The organism is Streptomyces natalensis ATCC 27448 (genome assembly GCF_000935125.1).
Lineage (GTDB): Bacteria > Actinomycetota > Actinomycetes > Streptomycetales > Streptomycetaceae > Streptomyces > Streptomyces natalensis.
Window position 1 is genome coordinate 105,551 of the sequence record NZ_JRKI01000018.1, and the last position, 15,388, is coordinate 120,938.

Annotated in this window: 16 protein-coding genes; 15 read left to right on the top strand and 1 reads right to left on the bottom strand. The window is 71.3% G+C overall.

The annotated features are described in order from the left end of the window. Window positions 1-118 precede the first annotated feature (118 nt). From rpsD to nusB, 15 genes are all read left to right on the top strand, one after another. Window positions 119-730, top strand: a complete 612-nt coding sequence (gene rpsD / locus SNA_RS12905; protein WP_030067160.1) for a 30S ribosomal protein S4 — start codon at window positions 119-121, stop codon at window positions 728-730. 226 nt (window positions 731-956) lie between these two features. Further along, window positions 957-1,388, top strand: a complete 432-nt coding sequence (locus SNA_RS12910) for a DUF948 domain-containing protein (RefSeq protein WP_241779624.1) — start codon at window positions 957-959, stop codon at window positions 1,386-1,388. 7 nt (window positions 1,389-1,395) lie between these two features. Continuing rightward, window positions 1,396-1,743, top strand: a complete 348-nt coding sequence (locus SNA_RS12915; RefSeq protein WP_030067162.1) for a DUF6167 family protein — start codon at window positions 1,396-1,398, stop codon at window positions 1,741-1,743. Next, a complete protein-coding gene (gene alaS / locus SNA_RS12920; protein WP_044365027.1) occupies window positions 1,743-4,412 on the top strand; it encodes an alanine--tRNA ligase in 2,670 nt (889 codons plus the stop codon). The genes SNA_RS12915 and alaS overlap by 1 nt, the downstream gene beginning before the upstream one ends. Window positions 4,413-4,426: 14 nt before the next feature. After that, complete coding sequence (gene ruvX / locus SNA_RS12925; protein WP_030067164.1) at window positions 4,427-4,891, top strand: Holliday junction resolvase RuvX; 465 nt, start codon at window positions 4,427-4,429, stop codon at window positions 4,889-4,891. Window positions 4,892-5,021: 130 nt separating this feature from the next. After that, the gene (gene mltG, locus SNA_RS12930) at window positions 5,022-6,764 is read left to right on the top strand and encodes an endolytic transglycosylase MltG (RefSeq protein ID WP_044365030.1); all 1,743 of its coding nucleotides are present in this window, start codon (window positions 5,022-5,024) and stop codon (window positions 6,762-6,764) included. After that, window positions 6,761-7,597, top strand: a complete 837-nt coding sequence (locus SNA_RS12935; RefSeq protein ID WP_030067167.1) for a shikimate dehydrogenase — start codon at window positions 6,761-6,763, stop codon at window positions 7,595-7,597. Before mltG ends, SNA_RS12935 begins: the two co-directional genes overlap by 4 nt. A gap of 196 nt (window positions 7,598-7,793) precedes the next feature. Continuing rightward, window positions 7,794-8,978, top strand: coding sequence for a chorismate synthase (gene aroC, locus SNA_RS12940; protein WP_030067168.1), 1,185 nt, complete (start codon window positions 7,794-7,796; stop codon window positions 8,976-8,978). After that, window positions 8,975-9,532, top strand: coding sequence for a shikimate kinase (locus tag SNA_RS12945; RefSeq protein WP_030067169.1), 558 nt, complete (start codon window positions 8,975-8,977; stop codon window positions 9,530-9,532). Before aroC ends, SNA_RS12945 begins: the two co-directional genes overlap by 4 nt. Next, window positions 9,529-10,620: a 3-dehydroquinate synthase gene (aroB, locus tag SNA_RS12950; protein ID WP_030067170.1), complete on the top strand. Its 1,092-nt coding sequence runs from the start codon at window positions 9,529-9,531 to the stop codon at window positions 10,618-10,620. Before SNA_RS12945 ends, aroB begins: the two co-directional genes overlap by 4 nt. An 82-nt stretch (window positions 10,621-10,702) precedes the next feature. Further along, window positions 10,703-11,143 (top strand): type II 3-dehydroquinate dehydratase, encoded by a 441-nt coding sequence (aroQ, locus tag SNA_RS12955; RefSeq protein ID WP_030067171.1) that lies wholly within the window; start codon window positions 10,703-10,705, stop codon window positions 11,141-11,143. A gap of 215 nt (window positions 11,144-11,358) precedes the next feature. Next, complete coding sequence (locus SNA_RS12960) at window positions 11,359-12,273, top strand: Pro-rich N-terminal domain-containing protein (RefSeq protein WP_044365033.1); 915 nt, start codon at window positions 11,359-11,361, stop codon at window positions 12,271-12,273. 68 nt (window positions 12,274-12,341) lie between these two features. After that, window positions 12,342-13,448, top strand: a complete 1,107-nt coding sequence (locus tag SNA_RS12965; RefSeq protein ID WP_044365035.1) for an aminopeptidase P family protein — start codon at window positions 12,342-12,344, stop codon at window positions 13,446-13,448. 64 nt (window positions 13,449-13,512) lie between these two features. Continuing rightward, window positions 13,513-14,079 (top strand): elongation factor P, encoded by a 567-nt coding sequence (gene efp, locus SNA_RS12970; RefSeq protein ID WP_030067173.1) that lies wholly within the window; start codon window positions 13,513-13,515, stop codon window positions 14,077-14,079. 2 nt (window positions 14,080-14,081) lie between these two features. Next, complete coding sequence (gene nusB / locus SNA_RS12975) at window positions 14,082-14,516, top strand: transcription antitermination factor NusB (RefSeq protein WP_030067174.1); 435 nt, start codon at window positions 14,082-14,084, stop codon at window positions 14,514-14,516. Between the two features lie 229 nt (window positions 14,517-14,745). Here the strand turns inward: nusB and bldD are convergent, their stop codons facing one another. Beyond that, a complete protein-coding gene (gene bldD, locus SNA_RS12980; RefSeq protein WP_030067175.1) occupies window positions 14,746-15,246 on the bottom strand; it encodes a transcriptional regulator BldD in 501 nt (166 codons plus the stop codon). Window positions 15,247-15,388 lie beyond the last annotated feature (142 nt).

Below are 15,388 nucleotides of genomic sequence, written 5' to 3' on the forward strand. Positions count from 1 at the left end.
GGACGCGGCTGACCCGCCTCGGTGCGTTCTGCGCCGGGCAGGGGGATCCCAGGTCGAAACATGCGTTCTCCTCGCGCTAAGGTAAGCCTCACCTAACTTACACGGAGGTCCGTTCCACGTGAACCAGTCGCGTCCCAAGGTCAAGAAGTCGCGCGCGCTCGGCATCGCGCTGACCCCGAAGGCCGTCAAGTACTTCGAGGCCCGCCCCTACCCGCCCGGCGAGCACGGCCGCGGCCGCAAGCAGAGCAGTGACTACAAGGTCCGGCTGCTGGAGAAGCAGCGTCTGCGCGCGCAGTACGACATCAGCGAGCGCCAGATGGCGCGCGCCTACGACCGCGCCCGCAAGGCCGAGGGCAAGACCGGCGAGGCCCTGGTCGTCGAGCTGGAGCGCCGTCTGGACGCGCTCGTCCTGCGCTCGGGGATCGCCCGCACGATCTACCAGGCCCGCCAGATGGTCGTGCACGGCCACATCGCGGTCAACGACCGCAAGGTCGACAAGCCGTCCTTCCGCGTCCGCCCCGGCGACGTGGTCCAGGTCCGCGAGCGCAGCCGCGAGAAGCACCCCTTCCAGGTCGCGCGCGAGGGTGGCTACGCCCTCGACGGCGAGACCCCGCGCTACCTGGAGGTCAACCTCCTGGCGCTGGCGTTCCGCCTCGACCGGGACCCCAACCGCAAGGAGATCCCGGTGATCTGCGACGAGCAGCTCGTCGTCGAGTACTACGCCCGCTGAGCCACGGCCCAGCCGCAGCGACACGCTCAGCCCGCCGTCTCCCCACCGCCGTTCGCGGAGGGCGAGGCGGCGGGCGTGTCTGTGGCGGGCGGAGCCCGGGTACGCGGGTACGGACGGAGTGTCACGGCGCGATAAGGTCAAGGGTGCCTCTCGGGCGGGATACGCCGAGCGGGACGAGCCGAGCAGGTCGAGAGCCAGCCCCAAGCAGTCGGAGAGTGGTGCCAGCGTGTCCGGTGGAGAGGTGGCCGGGATCCTCGTGGCCGTCTTCTGGGCGATCCTTGTGTCCTTCCTCGCCCTTGCCCTGGCGAGACTGGCGCAGACCCTCAAAGCGGCCACCAAGATGGTGACCGAGATCTCCGACAAGGCCGTACCGCTCCTGGCCGATGCGTCCGCGACGGTCCGCTCCGCGCACACCCAGCTGGCTCGCGTCGACGCCATCGCCGCCGACGTCCAGGAGGTCACCGCCAACGCCTCCGCGCTCTCCTCGACCGTCTCCTCCGCCTTCGGCGGACCGCTGGTCAAGGTCGCGGCGTTCGGCTACGGAGTGCGCCGGGCGATGGGCAAGAAGGCCGCACCCGAGCCGAAGCGCACCGTCGTCGTCCGCACCTCCCTGCCCGGCGCCCGCCGCGGGCGCCGCAACCGCCGCTCCAAGGACTGATCACGCGATGTTCCGCCGCGCATTCTGGTTCACCACCGGCGCCGCCGCCGGGGTCTGGGCCACCACCAAGGTCCACCAAAAGCTGCGCAAGCTGCAGCCCGACAGCCTCGCCGCACAGGCCGCGGACAAGGCCGTCGAGACCGGACACCGGCTGCGCCAATTTGCATTGGACGTACGCGCGGGAATGGCGGACCGTGAAGAGCAGCTGAACGACGCGCTCGGCCTTCGCCCCACCGGCGAGGTCGCCGAGCTGCCTGCGCCGCGCTCCCACGCGGCGCTCGATACGCCGTACCGAACCACGAGAACCCCGGGCCGCCCGGGGCTGACCGGACCGACTGGAAATGAGGACCACTGATGGAGTCGGCTGAAATCCGCCGCCGCTGGCTGCGCTTCTTCGAAGAGCGTGGGCACACCGTCGTGCCGTCGGCGTCGCTCATCGCGGACGACCCGACGCTGCTGCTCGTCAACGCGGGCATGGTCCCCTTCAAGCCGTACTTCCTCGGCGAGGTCAAGCCGCCCGCCCCGCGCGCCACCAGCGTCCAGAAGTGCGTGCGCACGCCGGACATCGAAGAGGTCGGCAAGACCACCCGGCACGGCACGTTCTTCCAGATGTGCGGCAACTTCTCCTTCGGCGACTACTTCAAGGAAGGCGCCATCACGTACGCCTGGGAGCTGCTGACCAGCTCGCAGGCCGACGGCGGCTACGGCCTCGACCCGGAGAAGCTCTGGATCACCGTCTACCTCGACGACGACGAGGCCGAGCGCATCTGGCACGAGGTCGTCGGGGTGCCCAAGGAGCGCATCCAGCGCCTGGGCAAGAAGGAGAACTACTGGTCCATGGGCGTCCCGGGCCCCTGCGGCCCGTGCTCCGAGATCAACTACGACCGCGGCCCCGAGTTCGGCGTCGAGGGCGGCCCGGCCGTCAACGACGAGCGGTACGTGGAGATCTGGAACCTGGTCTTCATGCAGTACGAGCGCGGTGCGGGCACCGGCAAGGAGGACTTCGAGATCCTCGGCGAGCTGCCCAGCAAGAACATCGACACCGGCCTCGGCCTCGAGCGCCTGGCGATGATCCTCCAGGGCGTCCCCAACATGTACGAGACGGACACCCTGCGCGTCGTCATCGACAAGGCCACCGAACTCACCGGCGTCCGCTACGGCACCTCGCACGACTCCGATGTCTCGCTGCGCGTGGTCGCCGACCACCTGCGCACGTCCACGATGCTCATCGGCGACGGCGTCACCCCCGGCAACGAGGGCCGCGGCTATGTCCTGCGCCGCATCATGCGCCGCGCCATCCGCAACATGCGCCTGCTCGGCGCCACCGGCCTGGTCGTCGGCGAGCTGCTGGACGTCGTCATCAAAACCATGGGCCAGCAGTACCCCGAGCTGCTGGAGGACCGCCGTCGCATCGAGACGGTCGCCCTCGCCGAGGAGGCCGCCTTCCTCAAGACGCTGAAGGCCGGCACGAACATCCTCGACACCGCCGTCACGGAGACCAAGTCCTCCGGCGGCACGGTCCTGTCCGGCGACAAGGCCTTCCTGCTCCACGACACCTGGGGCTTCCCGATCGACCTCACCCTCGAAATGGCCGCCGAACAGGGCCTGTCGGTGGACGAGTCGGGCTTCCGCCGCCTGATGACCGAGCAGCGGGAGCGCGCCAAGGCCGACGCCCAGGCCAAGAAGAGCGGCCACGCGAATCTGTCCGCCTACCGCGAGGTCGCCGACCGCTCCGGTGCCACCGAGTTCACCGGATACAGCGCCACCGAGGGCGAGTCGACCGTCGTCGGTCTGCTGGTCAACGGCGCCTCGGCGCCCGCCGCCCACGAGGGCGACGAGGTCGAGGTGGTCCTGGACCGCACCCCGTTCTACGCCGAGGGCGGTGGCCAGCTCGCCGACACCGGCCGGATCAAGCTGGAGTCCGGCGCCGTCATCGAGGTCCGCGACGTCCAGCAGCCGGTGCCCGGCGTCACGGTCCACAAGGGCGCCGTCCAGGTCGGCGAGGTGGTGCTCGGCTCGACCGCGTACGCCACCATCGACGTCACCCGCCGCCGCGCCATCGCCCGCGCCCACAGCGCCACCCACCTCACCCACCAGGCGCTGCGCGACGCCCTGGGCCCGACGGCCGCCCAGGCCGGTTCGGAGAACTCCCCGGGCCGCTTCCGCTTCGACTTCGGTTCGCCGGCCGCCGTGCCCGGTTCGGTCCTCACCGACGTCGAGCAGAAGATCAACGACGTCCTCGCCCGTGAGCTCGACGTCCATGCCGAGGTCATGAGCATGGAGGAGGCCAAGAAGCAGGGCGCCATCGCCGAGTTCGGCGAGAAGTACGGCGACCGGGTGCGCGTGGTCACCATCGGCGACTTCTCCAAGGAGCTGTGCGGCGGCACCCACGTCCACAACACCGCCCAGCTGGGGCTGGTCAAGCTGCTCGGCGAGTCCTCCATCGGCTCCGGCGTGCGCCGCGTCGAGGCGCTGGTCGGCGTGGATGCCTACCGCTTCCTGGCCCGCGAGCACACCGTCGTCTCGCAGCTGACCGAGCTGGTCAAGGGCCGCCCGGAGGAGCTGCCCGAGAAGATCTCCGGCGTCCTGGCCAAGCTGAAGGACGCCGAGAAGGAGATCGAGAAGTTCCGCGCCGAGAAGGTGCTGGCCGCCGCCGCGGGGCTCGCCGAGGGCGCCAAGGACGTGCGCGGGGTGGCCCTGGCCTGCGGTCAGGTCCCCGACGGCACCTCCGCCGACGATCTGCGCAAGCTCGTCCTCGACGTCCGTGGCCGCATCCAGGGCGGCCGCCCCGCCGTCGTGGCCCTCTTCTCGGTCGCCAACGGCCGCCCGGTGACGGTGATCGCCACCAACGAGGCCGCCCGCGAGCGCGGTATCAAGGCCGGTGACCTGGTCCGTACGGCCGCCAAGACGCTCGGCGGCGGTGGCGGCGGCAAGCCGGACGTCGCCCAGGGCGGCGGCCAGAACCCGGCCGCCGTGCCCGAGGCCCTCGAGGCCGTCGAGCGCCTGGTCGCCGAGGCGGCCTGAAGCGCGTGAGTGAGATGCGACGCGGCCGGCGTCTTGCCGTGGATGTCGGGGATGCCCGTATCGGGGTCGCCTCGTGCGACCCCGACGGGGTCCTCGCCACCCCGGTCGAGACCGTACCGGGACGTGACGTACCGTCAGCACACCGCCGGCTCAAGGCGATTGTCGACGAGTACGAACCGCTGGAGGTCGTGGTCGGCCTGCCCCGCTCCCTCAGCGGGGGAGAGGGGCCGGCCGCGGCCAAGGTCCGGGCCTTCGCCCAGGAACTTGCCCGGAACATCGCACCCGTAGGGGTCCGGCTGGTCGACGAGCGGATGTCGACGGTCACCGCGACCCACGGCCTGCGGGCCTCCGGAGTGCGCAGCAAGAAGGGCCGTAAGGTGGTCGACCAGGCCGCCGCGGTGGTCATCCTCCAGAGCGCGCTGGAAACCGAAAGGACCTCCGGACAGGTCCCGGGGGAGAGCGTCGAAGTGGTCATCTGATCGCGATACGGTAACGTTCCGCGCGATGTGGCGCCGGTTCGAACAGCCGCGCGTGCAAGTAGAGGCGGATCGGTACACCGCAGTCGCGCTGCCGGGCCGGAGCGCACCGCCTCTCGGCTCTAGGGGATCGATGACCGAGTATGGCCGGGGCTACGGCTCCGAACCGTGGCATCCCGAGGACCCGCTCTACGGAGACCAGGGTTCCTACAGGGGCCAGGCACAGCAGCCCCAGTGGGACGGGCAGCAGTCCGTCCCGTACCCCCAGCAGCACCAGGGGGGACACGGGAGCCAGGGTGGCCACGGCGGCTGGGACGGTTCGCAGGGCGGGCAGCTGCCGTACGACCCATACGACCCGTACGCCCAGCAGCCGCCGGCCGATCCGTACGGCGGGGCGGGCCGCCCCGCCTACGGCAACGGCCCGCAGGATCCCTATCAGGCGCAGGACCCCTACCAGGCGCAGGACCCCTACCAGCAGCAGGCGCCGGCCCATCCGCAGCATCAGCAGGTGCCGCATCAGCAGTACCCGCCGCAGCAGTACGCCCCGCAGGAGTATGCGCCGCAGCAGTACGAGCAGCACGCCGGGGCGCCGTACCAGCAGCACGTCGAGGCGCCGTACGAGGAGGCCGCGGGCGACGACTGGCGGGCCGAGCCGGAGCCGCGGCGGAAGCCGGAGCCGGAGCACTCGTTCTTCGCGGACGACCGCGAGGACGACGATGACTACGACGACGAGCCGGACGAGCGCAGCGGCGGCCGCGAGCGGCGCGGCAAGGGCAAGAAGAACAAGAAGCGGCGCAGCAAGGCCACATGCCTGGTCGCGACGCTGGTCTTCGCCGGCGCGGTCGGTGCCGTCGGCTATTTCGGCTATGACTTCTTCATGGCCCATTTCGGAGCGGCGCCCGACTATGCGGGCGAGGGGTCCGGTTCCGTGGAGGTCGAGATCCCGGTCGGTGCGTCGGTCGCGGAAATGGGGCAGATCCTCGCGGACAAGGGCGTGCTCAAGAGCGCCGGTGCCTTCACCCAGGCGGCGTCCTCCGACGACAGGAAGTCGAGGTCTCTGCAGCCCGGTACGTATTCGCTGCGCAAGCACATGTCGGCGTCCGCGGCCATGGAGCTGATGCTGGACCCCAAGAGCCGCAATGGTCTGACGGTGCGCGAGGGGCTGCGGAACAAGGACGTCTACGCGCTCATCGACAAGAAGCTCAAGCTCAAGGCGGGCACGACCAAGAACGTCGCCGAGCACGACGCCAAGAACCTCGGCCTGCCCTCGTGGGCCGACGACAACGGGAAAATAAAGGACCCGCTGGAAGGATTCCTCTACCCGTCCACGTACAGCGTGGGCGATCAGGCGAAGCCGTCCGCGGTTCTCAAGCAGATGGTCGCCCGCGCCAATCAGGTCTACGCGAAGTACGACCTGGAGGGCAAGGCCCGCAGGCTCGGCCTCGGGTCGCCGCTCCAGCTGCTCACCGTGGCCAGCCTCACGCAGGCCGAGGGCAAGTACAAGCACGACTTCGTCAAGGTCGCGCGGGTCGTCTACAACCGCCTCAAACCGGCCAACACCGAGACCTACGGGCTGCTCGATTTCGACTCGACGGTGAACTACGCCAGGTCGCGGAGCACCCTGGACACCGGGTCCGTCGACGCTCTGCGGAAATTCAACGACCCGTACAACACCTACAAATTCAAGGGGCTGCCGCCCGGACCGATCGGCAACCCGGGTGAGGTGGCGATCAATTCGGCCCTACACCCGGCCACGGGCAACTGGTACTACTTCGTCTCGATCAGCCCGGAAAAGACGCTGTTCGCCGCGACGAACGCAGAGCAGGAGCGGAACCGCAAGATCTACCTGAAGGAACACGGAAAGCCCCAGTCATGAGCCCCACACGCCGCGCGGCGGTCCTCGGATCCCCCATCGCGCACTCCCTCTCCCCGGTGCTGCACCGCGCCGCCTACGCCGAACTCGGCCTGACCGGCTGGGAGTACGGCCGGCACGAGGTGGACGAGGCGGCGCTGGCGGAATTCGTCGGGAAACTCGGGGCCGAATGGGCGGGTCTTTCCCTGACCATGCCGCTGAAGCGCGCGATCATCCCGCTGCTGGACGAGATCTCCGGCACCGCGGCCTCGGTCGAGGCGGTCAACACCGTTGTCTTCACGGCCGACGGACGGCGCATCGGCGACAACACCGACATTCCCGGCATGCTCGCCGCGCTGGCCGAGCGCGGGGTGGAGCGCGTCGAGCGGGCGTCCGTCCTGGGCGCCGGCGCCACCGCCTCCTCCGCGCTGGCCGCGCTCTCGCGCATCTGCACCGGCGAGGTCACCGCGTACGTCCGCAGCGCCGCCCGCGCCGACGAGATGCGCGGCTGGGGCGAGCGGCTGGGCGTCGCGGTCCGCACCGCCTCCTGGGACGACGCGGCCGAGGCGTTCCACGCGCCGCTGACCGTCGCCACCACCCCGGCGGGCACCACCGATGCGCTCGCCGCCGCCGTCCCCGACCGCCCCGGCACCCTCTTCGACGTCCTCTACGAGCCCTGGCCGACGGCGCTGGCCGCCGCCTGGGCGGACCGCGGCGGCGCGGTGGTCGGCGGCCTCGACCTGCTGGTCCACCAGGCGGTTCTCCAGGTGGAGCAGATGACCGGCCGCTCCCCGGCCCCACTGGCCGCGATGCGCCGGGCCGGCGAGGCGGCCCTCGCCGCGCGCCACGTCGGCTGAGCAGCCGCTCCCCCGGGCTGCCCCGGCCGCCCGCCGAGTCGGCTGACCGGCCGCTCCCCCCGGCCCGCCCGCGCCGCGCGCCGACCAGCCCCCGGGCGGGCCGTTCCGTTCCCTGGACGGGGCGCCGCCCCGACCGCGTGACGTGGGAGGATCAGGGGGAGACCGTACGCGGATGAGCAGTACACGAGGAGCACCGTTGAGCAGGTTGCGCTGGCTGACGGCGGGGGAGTCGCACGGCCCCGCACTGGTGGCGACGCTGGAGGGCCTTCCGGCCGGCGTCCCGATCACCACCGATCTGGTGGCGGACGCGCTGGCGCGCCGCCGGCTCGGCTATGGCCGCGGTGCCCGGATGAAGTTCGAGCGGGACGAGATCACCTTCCTCGGCGGGGTCCGGCACGGGCTGTCGCTGGGTTCGCCGGTGGCCGTGATGGTCGGCAACACCGAGTGGCCCAAGTGGGAACAGGTCATGGCGGCCGACCCGGTCGACCCCGCGGTGCTGGCCGAGCTGGCCCGTAACGCCCCGCTGACCCGCCCCCGCCCCGGCCACGCCGACCTCGCCGGTATGCAGAAGTACGGCTTCGACGAGGCCCGCCCGGTCCTGGAGCGTGCCTCCGCCCGTGAGACCGCCGCCCGGGTCGCCCTGGGCGCGGTGGCCCGCTCCTTCCTCAAGGAGGCGGCCGGTATCGAGATCGTCTCGCATGTGGTGGAGCTGGCCGCGGCCAAGGCCCCGTACGGCGTCTACCCCAGGCCCTCCGACGTCGAGAAGCTGGACGCCGACCCGGTGCGCTGCCTGGACGCCGATGCGAGCAAGGCGATGGTCGCCGAGATCGACCAGGCCCACAAGGACGGCGACACCCTCGGCGGGGTCGTCGAGGTGCTGGCGTACGGCGTGCCGGTGGGCCTGGGCTCGCATGTGCACTGGGACCGCCGTCTGGACGCGCGGCTGGCGGGTGCCCTGATGGGCATCCAGGCGATCAAGGGCGTCGAGGTCGGCGACGGTTTCGACCTGGCCCGGGTGCCCGGCTCCAAGGCGCACGACGAGATCGTCGCCACCGAGGACGGCATCAAGCGCACCTCGGGCCGTTCCGGTGGCACCGAGGGCGGGCTGACCACCGGTGAACTGCTGCGGGTGCGGGCCGCGATGAAGCCGATCGCGACGGTTCCGCGGGCGCTGGCGACGGTCGATGTGACCACCGGCGAGGCCGCCCAGGCGCACCACCAGCGCTCGGACGTCTGCGCGGTCCCGGCGGCCGGCATCGTCGCCGAGGCGATGGTGGCCCTGGTGCTCGCCGACGCCGTGGTGGAGAAGTTCGGCGGCGACAGCGTCGCGGAGACCCGCCGCAACGTCCGCGGTTTCCTCGACAACCTGGCGATCAAGTGACCTCGCCGGCCGTCGTCCTCATCGGCCCGCCCGGTGCGGGCAAGTCCACGGTGGGTGCGTTGCTGGCCGCGCGGCTCGGCGTGGGCTACCGCGACACCGACGCGGACATCGTCGCCACGGCCGGCAAGCCGATCGCGGAGATCTTCGTCGACGAGGGTGAGCCGCACTTCCGGGAGCTGGAGCGGACGGCCGTACGGGCCGCGCTCGACAGCCACCCGGGCGTGCTCTCCCTCGGCGGCGGCGCGATCATGGACGACGGCACCCGGAAGCTGCTCAGGGGGCTGCCGGTGGTCTTCCTCGACGTCCAGCTCGCCGACGCCGTCAAGCGGGTGGGCCTGGACGCGCCCCGCCCGCTGCTGGCGGTCAATCCGCGCAAGCAGTGGCGCGAGCTGATGGAGCGCCGCCGTCCGCTGTACACCGAGGTCGCCCGCGCCGTGATCGACACCGGGGAGCGCACCCCCGAGGACGTCGTCGAGACGATCCTGGACGCTTTGGAGCTACGGCTGTCCGCGGCGAATGCCCCGCGGCCGGCCCACAGGGAGGAACAGGCATGACGGAGCAGGCCACCCGCATCCAGGTGGGCGGTACGGCGGGCACCGACCCGTACGAGGTGCTCGTCGGGCGGCAGCTGCTCGGCGAACTCCCCGGCCTGATCGGGGATGCGGCCAAGCGGGTCGCCGTGCTGCACCCGGAGGCGCTGGCCGCCACGGGTGAGGCGCTGCGCGAGGACCTGGCGGCCCAGGGCTACGAGGCGATCGCCATCCAGCTGCCGAACGCCGAGGAGTCCAAGACCGCCGAGGTCGCCGCGTACTGCTGGAAGGCGCTCGGCCAGACCGGCTTCACCCGCACCGATGTGATCGTCGGCGTCGGCGGCGGCGCCACCACGGACCTCGCCGGGTTCGTGGCCGCCACCTGGCTGCGCGGGGTGCGCTGGATCGCCGTGCCGACCACCGTGCTCGGCATGGTGGACGCGGCGGTCGGCGGCAAGACCGGCATCAACACCGCCGAGGGCAAGAACCTCGTCGGCGCCTTCCACCCGCCGGCCGGGGTGCTGTGCGACCTCGCCGCCCTCGACTCCCTCCCGGTGAACGACTACGTCTCCGGTCTGGCCGAGGTCATCAAGGCCGGTTTCATCGCCGACCCGGTCATCCTCGATCTGATCGAGTCCGACCCGGAGGGCGCCAAGCGCCCCGACGGCGCGCACACCGCCGAGCTGATCGAGCGGGCCATCCGGGTCAAGGCCGAGGTGGTCTCCGCCGACCTCAAGGAGTCCGGTCTGCGCGAGATCCTCAACTACGGGCACACCCTCGCGCACGCCATCGAGAAGAACGAGCGCTACAACTGGCGCCACGGCGCGGCCGTTTCGGTCGGCATGGTCTTCGCCGCCGAGCTCGGCCGGATCGCCGGCCGTCTGGACGACGCCACCGCCGACCGCCACCGCGCCGTCCTCGCCTCGGTCGGACTGCCGCTGACCTACCGCGGCGACCAGTGGCCCAAGCTGCTGGAAACGATGAAGGTCGACAAGAAGTCCCGCGGCGACCGGCTGCGCTTCATCGTCCTGGACGGCCTGGCCAAGCCCACCGTCCTGGAGGGCCCGGATCCGGCCATGCTGCTCGCCGCACACGCCGAGATCGCCTCATGAGCGAGCGCAGCGAGCGAAGAATCGACAGGTGCGAACCTGGCGCATGCCAGGCCGAGCGAAGCGAGGGATGCGCATGAGCCGGATGACCACCCGTGTCCTCGTCCTCAACGGCCCCAACCTCGGCCGCCTGGGCTCCCGTGAGCCCGATGTCTACGGTGCCACCTCCTACGCCGGCCTGGTCGAGCAGTGCACCGCGCTCGGCAAGGAGCTGGGCTTCGACGTCGAGGTCCGCGAGACCAACGACGAGGGGGAGATGATCCGCTGGCTGCACGAGGCCGCCGACGCCTCGCTCCCGGTCGTCATCAATCCCGGTGCCTTCACGCACTATTCGTACGGCATGCGGGACGCGGCCGCGCAGCGCACCGCCCCGCTCATCGAGGTGCACATCTCGAACCCGTACGCCCGCGAGGAGTTCCGCCACAATTCGGTCATCGCGGCCGTGGCCAGCGGTACGGTGGCCGGTTTCGGCATCGGCTCGTACCGCCTCGCGCTGCGGGCACTGGCCGAGGAACTGACCGGCTGACGCCCTTTTTCCGGGCACTCCCCGCCGCCCTCGGCCGTTCACCCCGTGAGCGCCGGGGGCGGCGGACGCCAGAGAGCCTCCACCCACCGGCAGTTGGGAGGGTACCGTTCGGATCAGCACCACCCACGCCGACGGCTACCGCTGGGGGCACCCCCACCCTGCATGAGCTGGGGGAGCACCGCATACGTCGACCGCACGAGACGGAGATCCATCGGATGCAGTACGCAGTGGGGGCTCCGCTGCCACCGCCCCGCCGGCCGGCATCCGACACGGGGGCCACCATGAACTGGACCCCCCACCACGGACAGCCCATCCCGCCCGGCTCACCGCCGGCTCCCGCGGCGCCACCGCCGCCCCCCGCGCCGCCCGTACCGCCTTCCCCGCAGCAGCCCGCCGCACCGCAGCCCGCCCCGCCCGGCGCGCAGCAGCCCGGCTGGGGCGGCCCCGCCCCGTACCAGGACGCGCCCACCCCGCACAGCACGGACATCACCGGCCATCTGCGGCTGCCCCCGGGCGCCCCGGTGGCGCTGCCCGACCCGCCGGCCGGCACCGCCGCCCACGACGCCGCCGCGCACGCCACCGTCGCGGTCCTGCTGATCGGCCCGGCCGGCGCCGGCAAGACCAGCGTCGCCCGCCACTGGGCCGACACCCGGCGGGTGCCCACCGCGCACATCAGCCTCGACGACGTCCGCGAATGGGTCCGCGCGGGCTTCGCCGATCCGCAGCAGGGCTGGAACGACAACTCCGAGGCGCAGTACCGCCTCGCCCGCCGGACCTGCGGTTTCGCCGCCCGCAACTTCCTGGCCAACGGCATCTCCTGCATCCTCGACGACGCCGTCTTCCCCGACCGCCCGGTCGTCGGCCTCGGCGGCTGGAAGCGGCATGTGGGACCCGGGCTGCTGCCGATCGTGCTGCTGCCGGGCCTGGAGATCGTCCTGGAGCGCAACGCCCGGCGCAGCGGCAACCGCCGGCTGTCCGACGAAGAGGTCGCCCGTATCCACGGCCGGATGGCCGGCTGGTACGGCTCCGGGCTGCCGATCATCGACAACTCCCAGCACGACGTCGCCACGACCGTGCGGGTGCTCGACGATGTGGTCGCCCGCTCCATCGCCAGCCCGCCCAGCTGGTAGCCGGATCGCGTCCCCCGGGCGGCGGCCCTCGACCGGCCGTCCGGGCGGTGCCGCCGTACCCTCGGGATATGTCCGAGTTGTACGCGGTCCGACGCACGCGGCTGCGCGACCGCGTGGCCGGAGCAGGAAGCACGGCCGCACTGATCTCGCGCCCCGCCAATGTCCGCTATCTCACGGGCTGCGCCCCGTCCGGCGCCGCCCTGCTGCTGGGCCCGGCCGACGACGTCCTGGTCTGCGGAATGCCGCTGAGCGGCGACCCGTCCGAGGGGCGGCCCGCCGAGGACGTACGGATCTCCGTGCTGCCCACCCGGGGCGGCGACCCCGTCGTGGCGGGCGCCGATCTGGCCGCCAAGTCCGGCGCCGACATCCTGGCCGTCGAGGAGCACCATCTGACCGTGGCCCGCCACCGGGCGCTCGGCCAGGTCGCGCCCCGGGTGCGGCTGGCGGACCTGGGCTGTGCCGTCGAGGCGCTGCGGCTGGTCAAGGACGACGACGAGATCGCCTGTCTGCGCATCGCCGCCGAGATCACCGACCAGGCGCTGGGTGAACTGCTGGAGTCGATCCTGGTGGGCCGCACCGAACGCCATCTGGCCCTCGAACTGGAGCGCCGGCTCGTCGACCACGGCGCCGACGGACCGGCCTTCCCCACCTCCGTCGCCACCGGCCAGAACTCCGGCCGCCCCGGACATCTGCCCACCGACCGGCGGGTCGAGGAGGGCGACTTCCTGTCCGTCAACCTGGGTGCCAATTACCGCGGTTACCGCTGTGAGATCGGCCGGACGTTCGTCATCGGCACCACGCCGGCCGACTGGCAGATTGACCTCTACGACCTGGTCTTCGCCGCCCAGCGGGCGGGCCGCGAGGCGCTGGCGCCGGGTGTGCAGTGCCGCGAGGTGGACCAGGTGACCCGCCATACGCTGGTCGCGGCGGGCTACGGTGAGCGGCTCGGGCCCTGGACCGGGCACGGGGTGGGACTCGAAATCGACGAGGACCCGCAGTTGTCACCGGCCGCCATGGGTAAACTGGACGCTTGCGTGCCGGTCACCGTCGAACCGGGGGTTCACCTCCCGGGCCGCGGGGGTGTCCGGATCGACGACACACTCGTCGTCCGTCCCGAGGCGGACGGCGGGCCCGAGCTACTCACGATCACGACCAAGGAGCTGCTCGCACTGTGAGCCGTAGCGGCTCGGTGTGCGGCTTCGTGGTCCCACCACCTGCAGTCCAGGAGATTCCGCAACCGTGGCATCCACGAACGACCTCAAGAACGGCATGGTGCTCAAGCTCGAAGGCGGCCAGCTCTGGTCCGTCGTCGAGTTCCAGCACGTCAAGCCCGGCAAGGGCCCGGCCTTCGTCCGCACCAAGCTCAAGAACGTGCTCTCCGGCAAGGTGGTGGACAAGACCTTCAACGCCGGCGTGAAGGTCGAGACGGCCACCGTCGACAAGCGCGGTATGCAGTTCTCGTACATGGACGGCGAGTACTTCGTCTTCATGGACATGGAGACCTACGACCAGCTGCACGTCGACCGCAAGGCCGTCGGTGACGCCGCCAACTTCCTGATCGAGGGCTTCGAGGCGACCGTCGCGCAGCACGAGGGCGAGGTCCTCTTCGTCGAGCTGCCGGCCGCCGTCGAGCTGACCGTCCAGGAGACCGAGCCGGGCGTCCAGGGCGACCGCTCCACCGGTGGTACCAAGCCCGCCACCCTGGAGACCGGCTACCAGATCCAGGTGCCGCTCTTCATCACCACGGGCGAGAAGATCAAGGTCGACACCCGCTCGAGCGACTACCTCGGCCGGGTGACCAGCTAACCGTGGCTGCCCGTAGCAAGGCCCGTAAGCGCGCCTTCCAGATCCTCTTCGAGGCCGACCAGCGCGGTGTCGACGTGCAGTCCGTGCTCGCGGACTGGATGCGGCACGCCCGGACCGACCCCCGGCAGCCGCCGGTCAACGAATACACCCTGGAGCTGGTCGAGGGGTATGCGGAGCACACCAGCCGCATCGACGAGCTGATCTCCACCTACGCCGTCGACTGGGAGCTGGACCGGATGCCGGCCGCCGACCGCAGCATCGTGCGGCTCGGCACCTACGAGCTGATCTGGGTGGACGACACACCGGACGCGGTGGCGATCGACGAAGCGGTACAGCTCGCCAAGGAGTTCTCCACGGACGACTCCCCGGCCTTCGTCAATGGCCTCCTCGGCCGCTTCAAGGAACTGAAGCCGGGACTGCGGCGCGAGGCCAGCTAGCCGGGACGCCGTACGGACCGCTGAGCAGACGAACGGGCCCGGAGCGCCGCAGAGTGCTCCGGGCCTTTCGTATGCCCGCACAGCGGCGCCTGGCGGCCCTGCCGCCCCCCGCCCGCCGGTCCCACCCGCACACAAACCCGCTGTCGCCGGACATAACGCACCGCCGACAACACGACCGCCGCCCCGGGAATCCCGGAGCGGCGGTACGTTTCTGCAGGTGGTGGCGGTATCAGAGCTCTTCGTGGGCCACTGCGCGGCGCGCATCGGCGTCCAGCACGCCCCAGCTGATCAGCTGCTCGGTGAGCACCGAGGGCGACTGGTCGTAGATCACCGCGAGGGTGCGCAGATCGTCCTGGCGGATCGAGAGGACCTTGCCGTTGTAGTCGCCGCGCTGGCTCTGGATCGTGGCGGCGTAGCGCTGGAGCGGTCCGGCCTTCTCCTGCGGGACGTGGGCCAGGCGCTCCAGGTCCAGCACCAGCTTCGGCGGCGGCTCGGCCGCGCCGCCCGGCGTCGTGCCCGGCAGGAGCTCCTGGACCGGCACCCCGTAGAAGTCCGCGAGCTCGGCGAGGCGCTGCACGGTCACGGCACGGTCGCCGCGCTCGTAGGAGCCCACCACCACGGCCTTCCAGCGACCCTGGGACTTCTCCTCGACACCGTGGAGAGAAAGGCCCTGCTGAGTGCGGATGGCGCGGAGCTTGGCCCCGAGCTGTTTGGCGTATTCGCTGGACATAAAGCTCCCCAGACGGCTGTATCGACATGCGGCTGAGCCGCGGGCTGGTAACTCACTGTGAGGTTACGCAGCGTAATCTGGCTTCGTCAAGCCGAATGGGCCAGACCATCGCCCGTCAGGGGTGCAGACCGGCGTGGCGCGG

Excerpts from the sequence above, each read along its gene's own strand:
- SNA_RS12915 (WP_030067162.1), top strand. The coding sequence starts at position 1,396 with ATGTTCCGCCGCGCATTCTGGTTCACCACCGGCGCCGCCGCCGGGGTC.
- alaS (WP_044365027.1), top strand. The coding sequence starts at position 1,743 with ATGGAGTCGGCTGAAATCCGCCGCCGCTGGCTGCGCTTCTTCGAAGAG.
- ruvX (WP_030067164.1), top strand. The coding sequence starts at position 4,427 with ATGCGACGCGGCCGGCGTCTTGCCGTGGATGTCGGGGATGCCCGTATC.
- mltG (WP_044365030.1), top strand. The coding sequence starts at position 5,022 with ATGACCGAGTATGGCCGGGGCTACGGCTCCGAACCGTGGCATCCCGAG.
- SNA_RS12935 (WP_030067167.1), top strand. The coding sequence starts at position 6,761 with ATGAGCCCCACACGCCGCGCGGCGGTCCTCGGATCCCCCATCGCGCAC.
- aroB (WP_030067170.1), top strand. The coding sequence starts at position 9,529 with ATGACGGAGCAGGCCACCCGCATCCAGGTGGGCGGTACGGCGGGCACC.
- aroQ (WP_030067171.1), top strand. The coding sequence starts at position 10,703 with ATGACCACCCGTGTCCTCGTCCTCAACGGCCCCAACCTCGGCCGCCTG.
- SNA_RS12960 (WP_044365033.1), top strand. The coding sequence starts at position 11,359 with ATGCAGTACGCAGTGGGGGCTCCGCTGCCACCGCCCCGCCGGCCGGCA.
- SNA_RS12965 (WP_044365035.1), top strand. The coding sequence starts at position 12,342 with ATGTCCGAGTTGTACGCGGTCCGACGCACGCGGCTGCGCGACCGCGTG.
- bldD (WP_030067175.1), bottom strand. The coding sequence starts at position 15,246 with ATGTCCAGCGAATACGCCAAACAGCTCGGGGCCAAGCTCCGCGCCATC.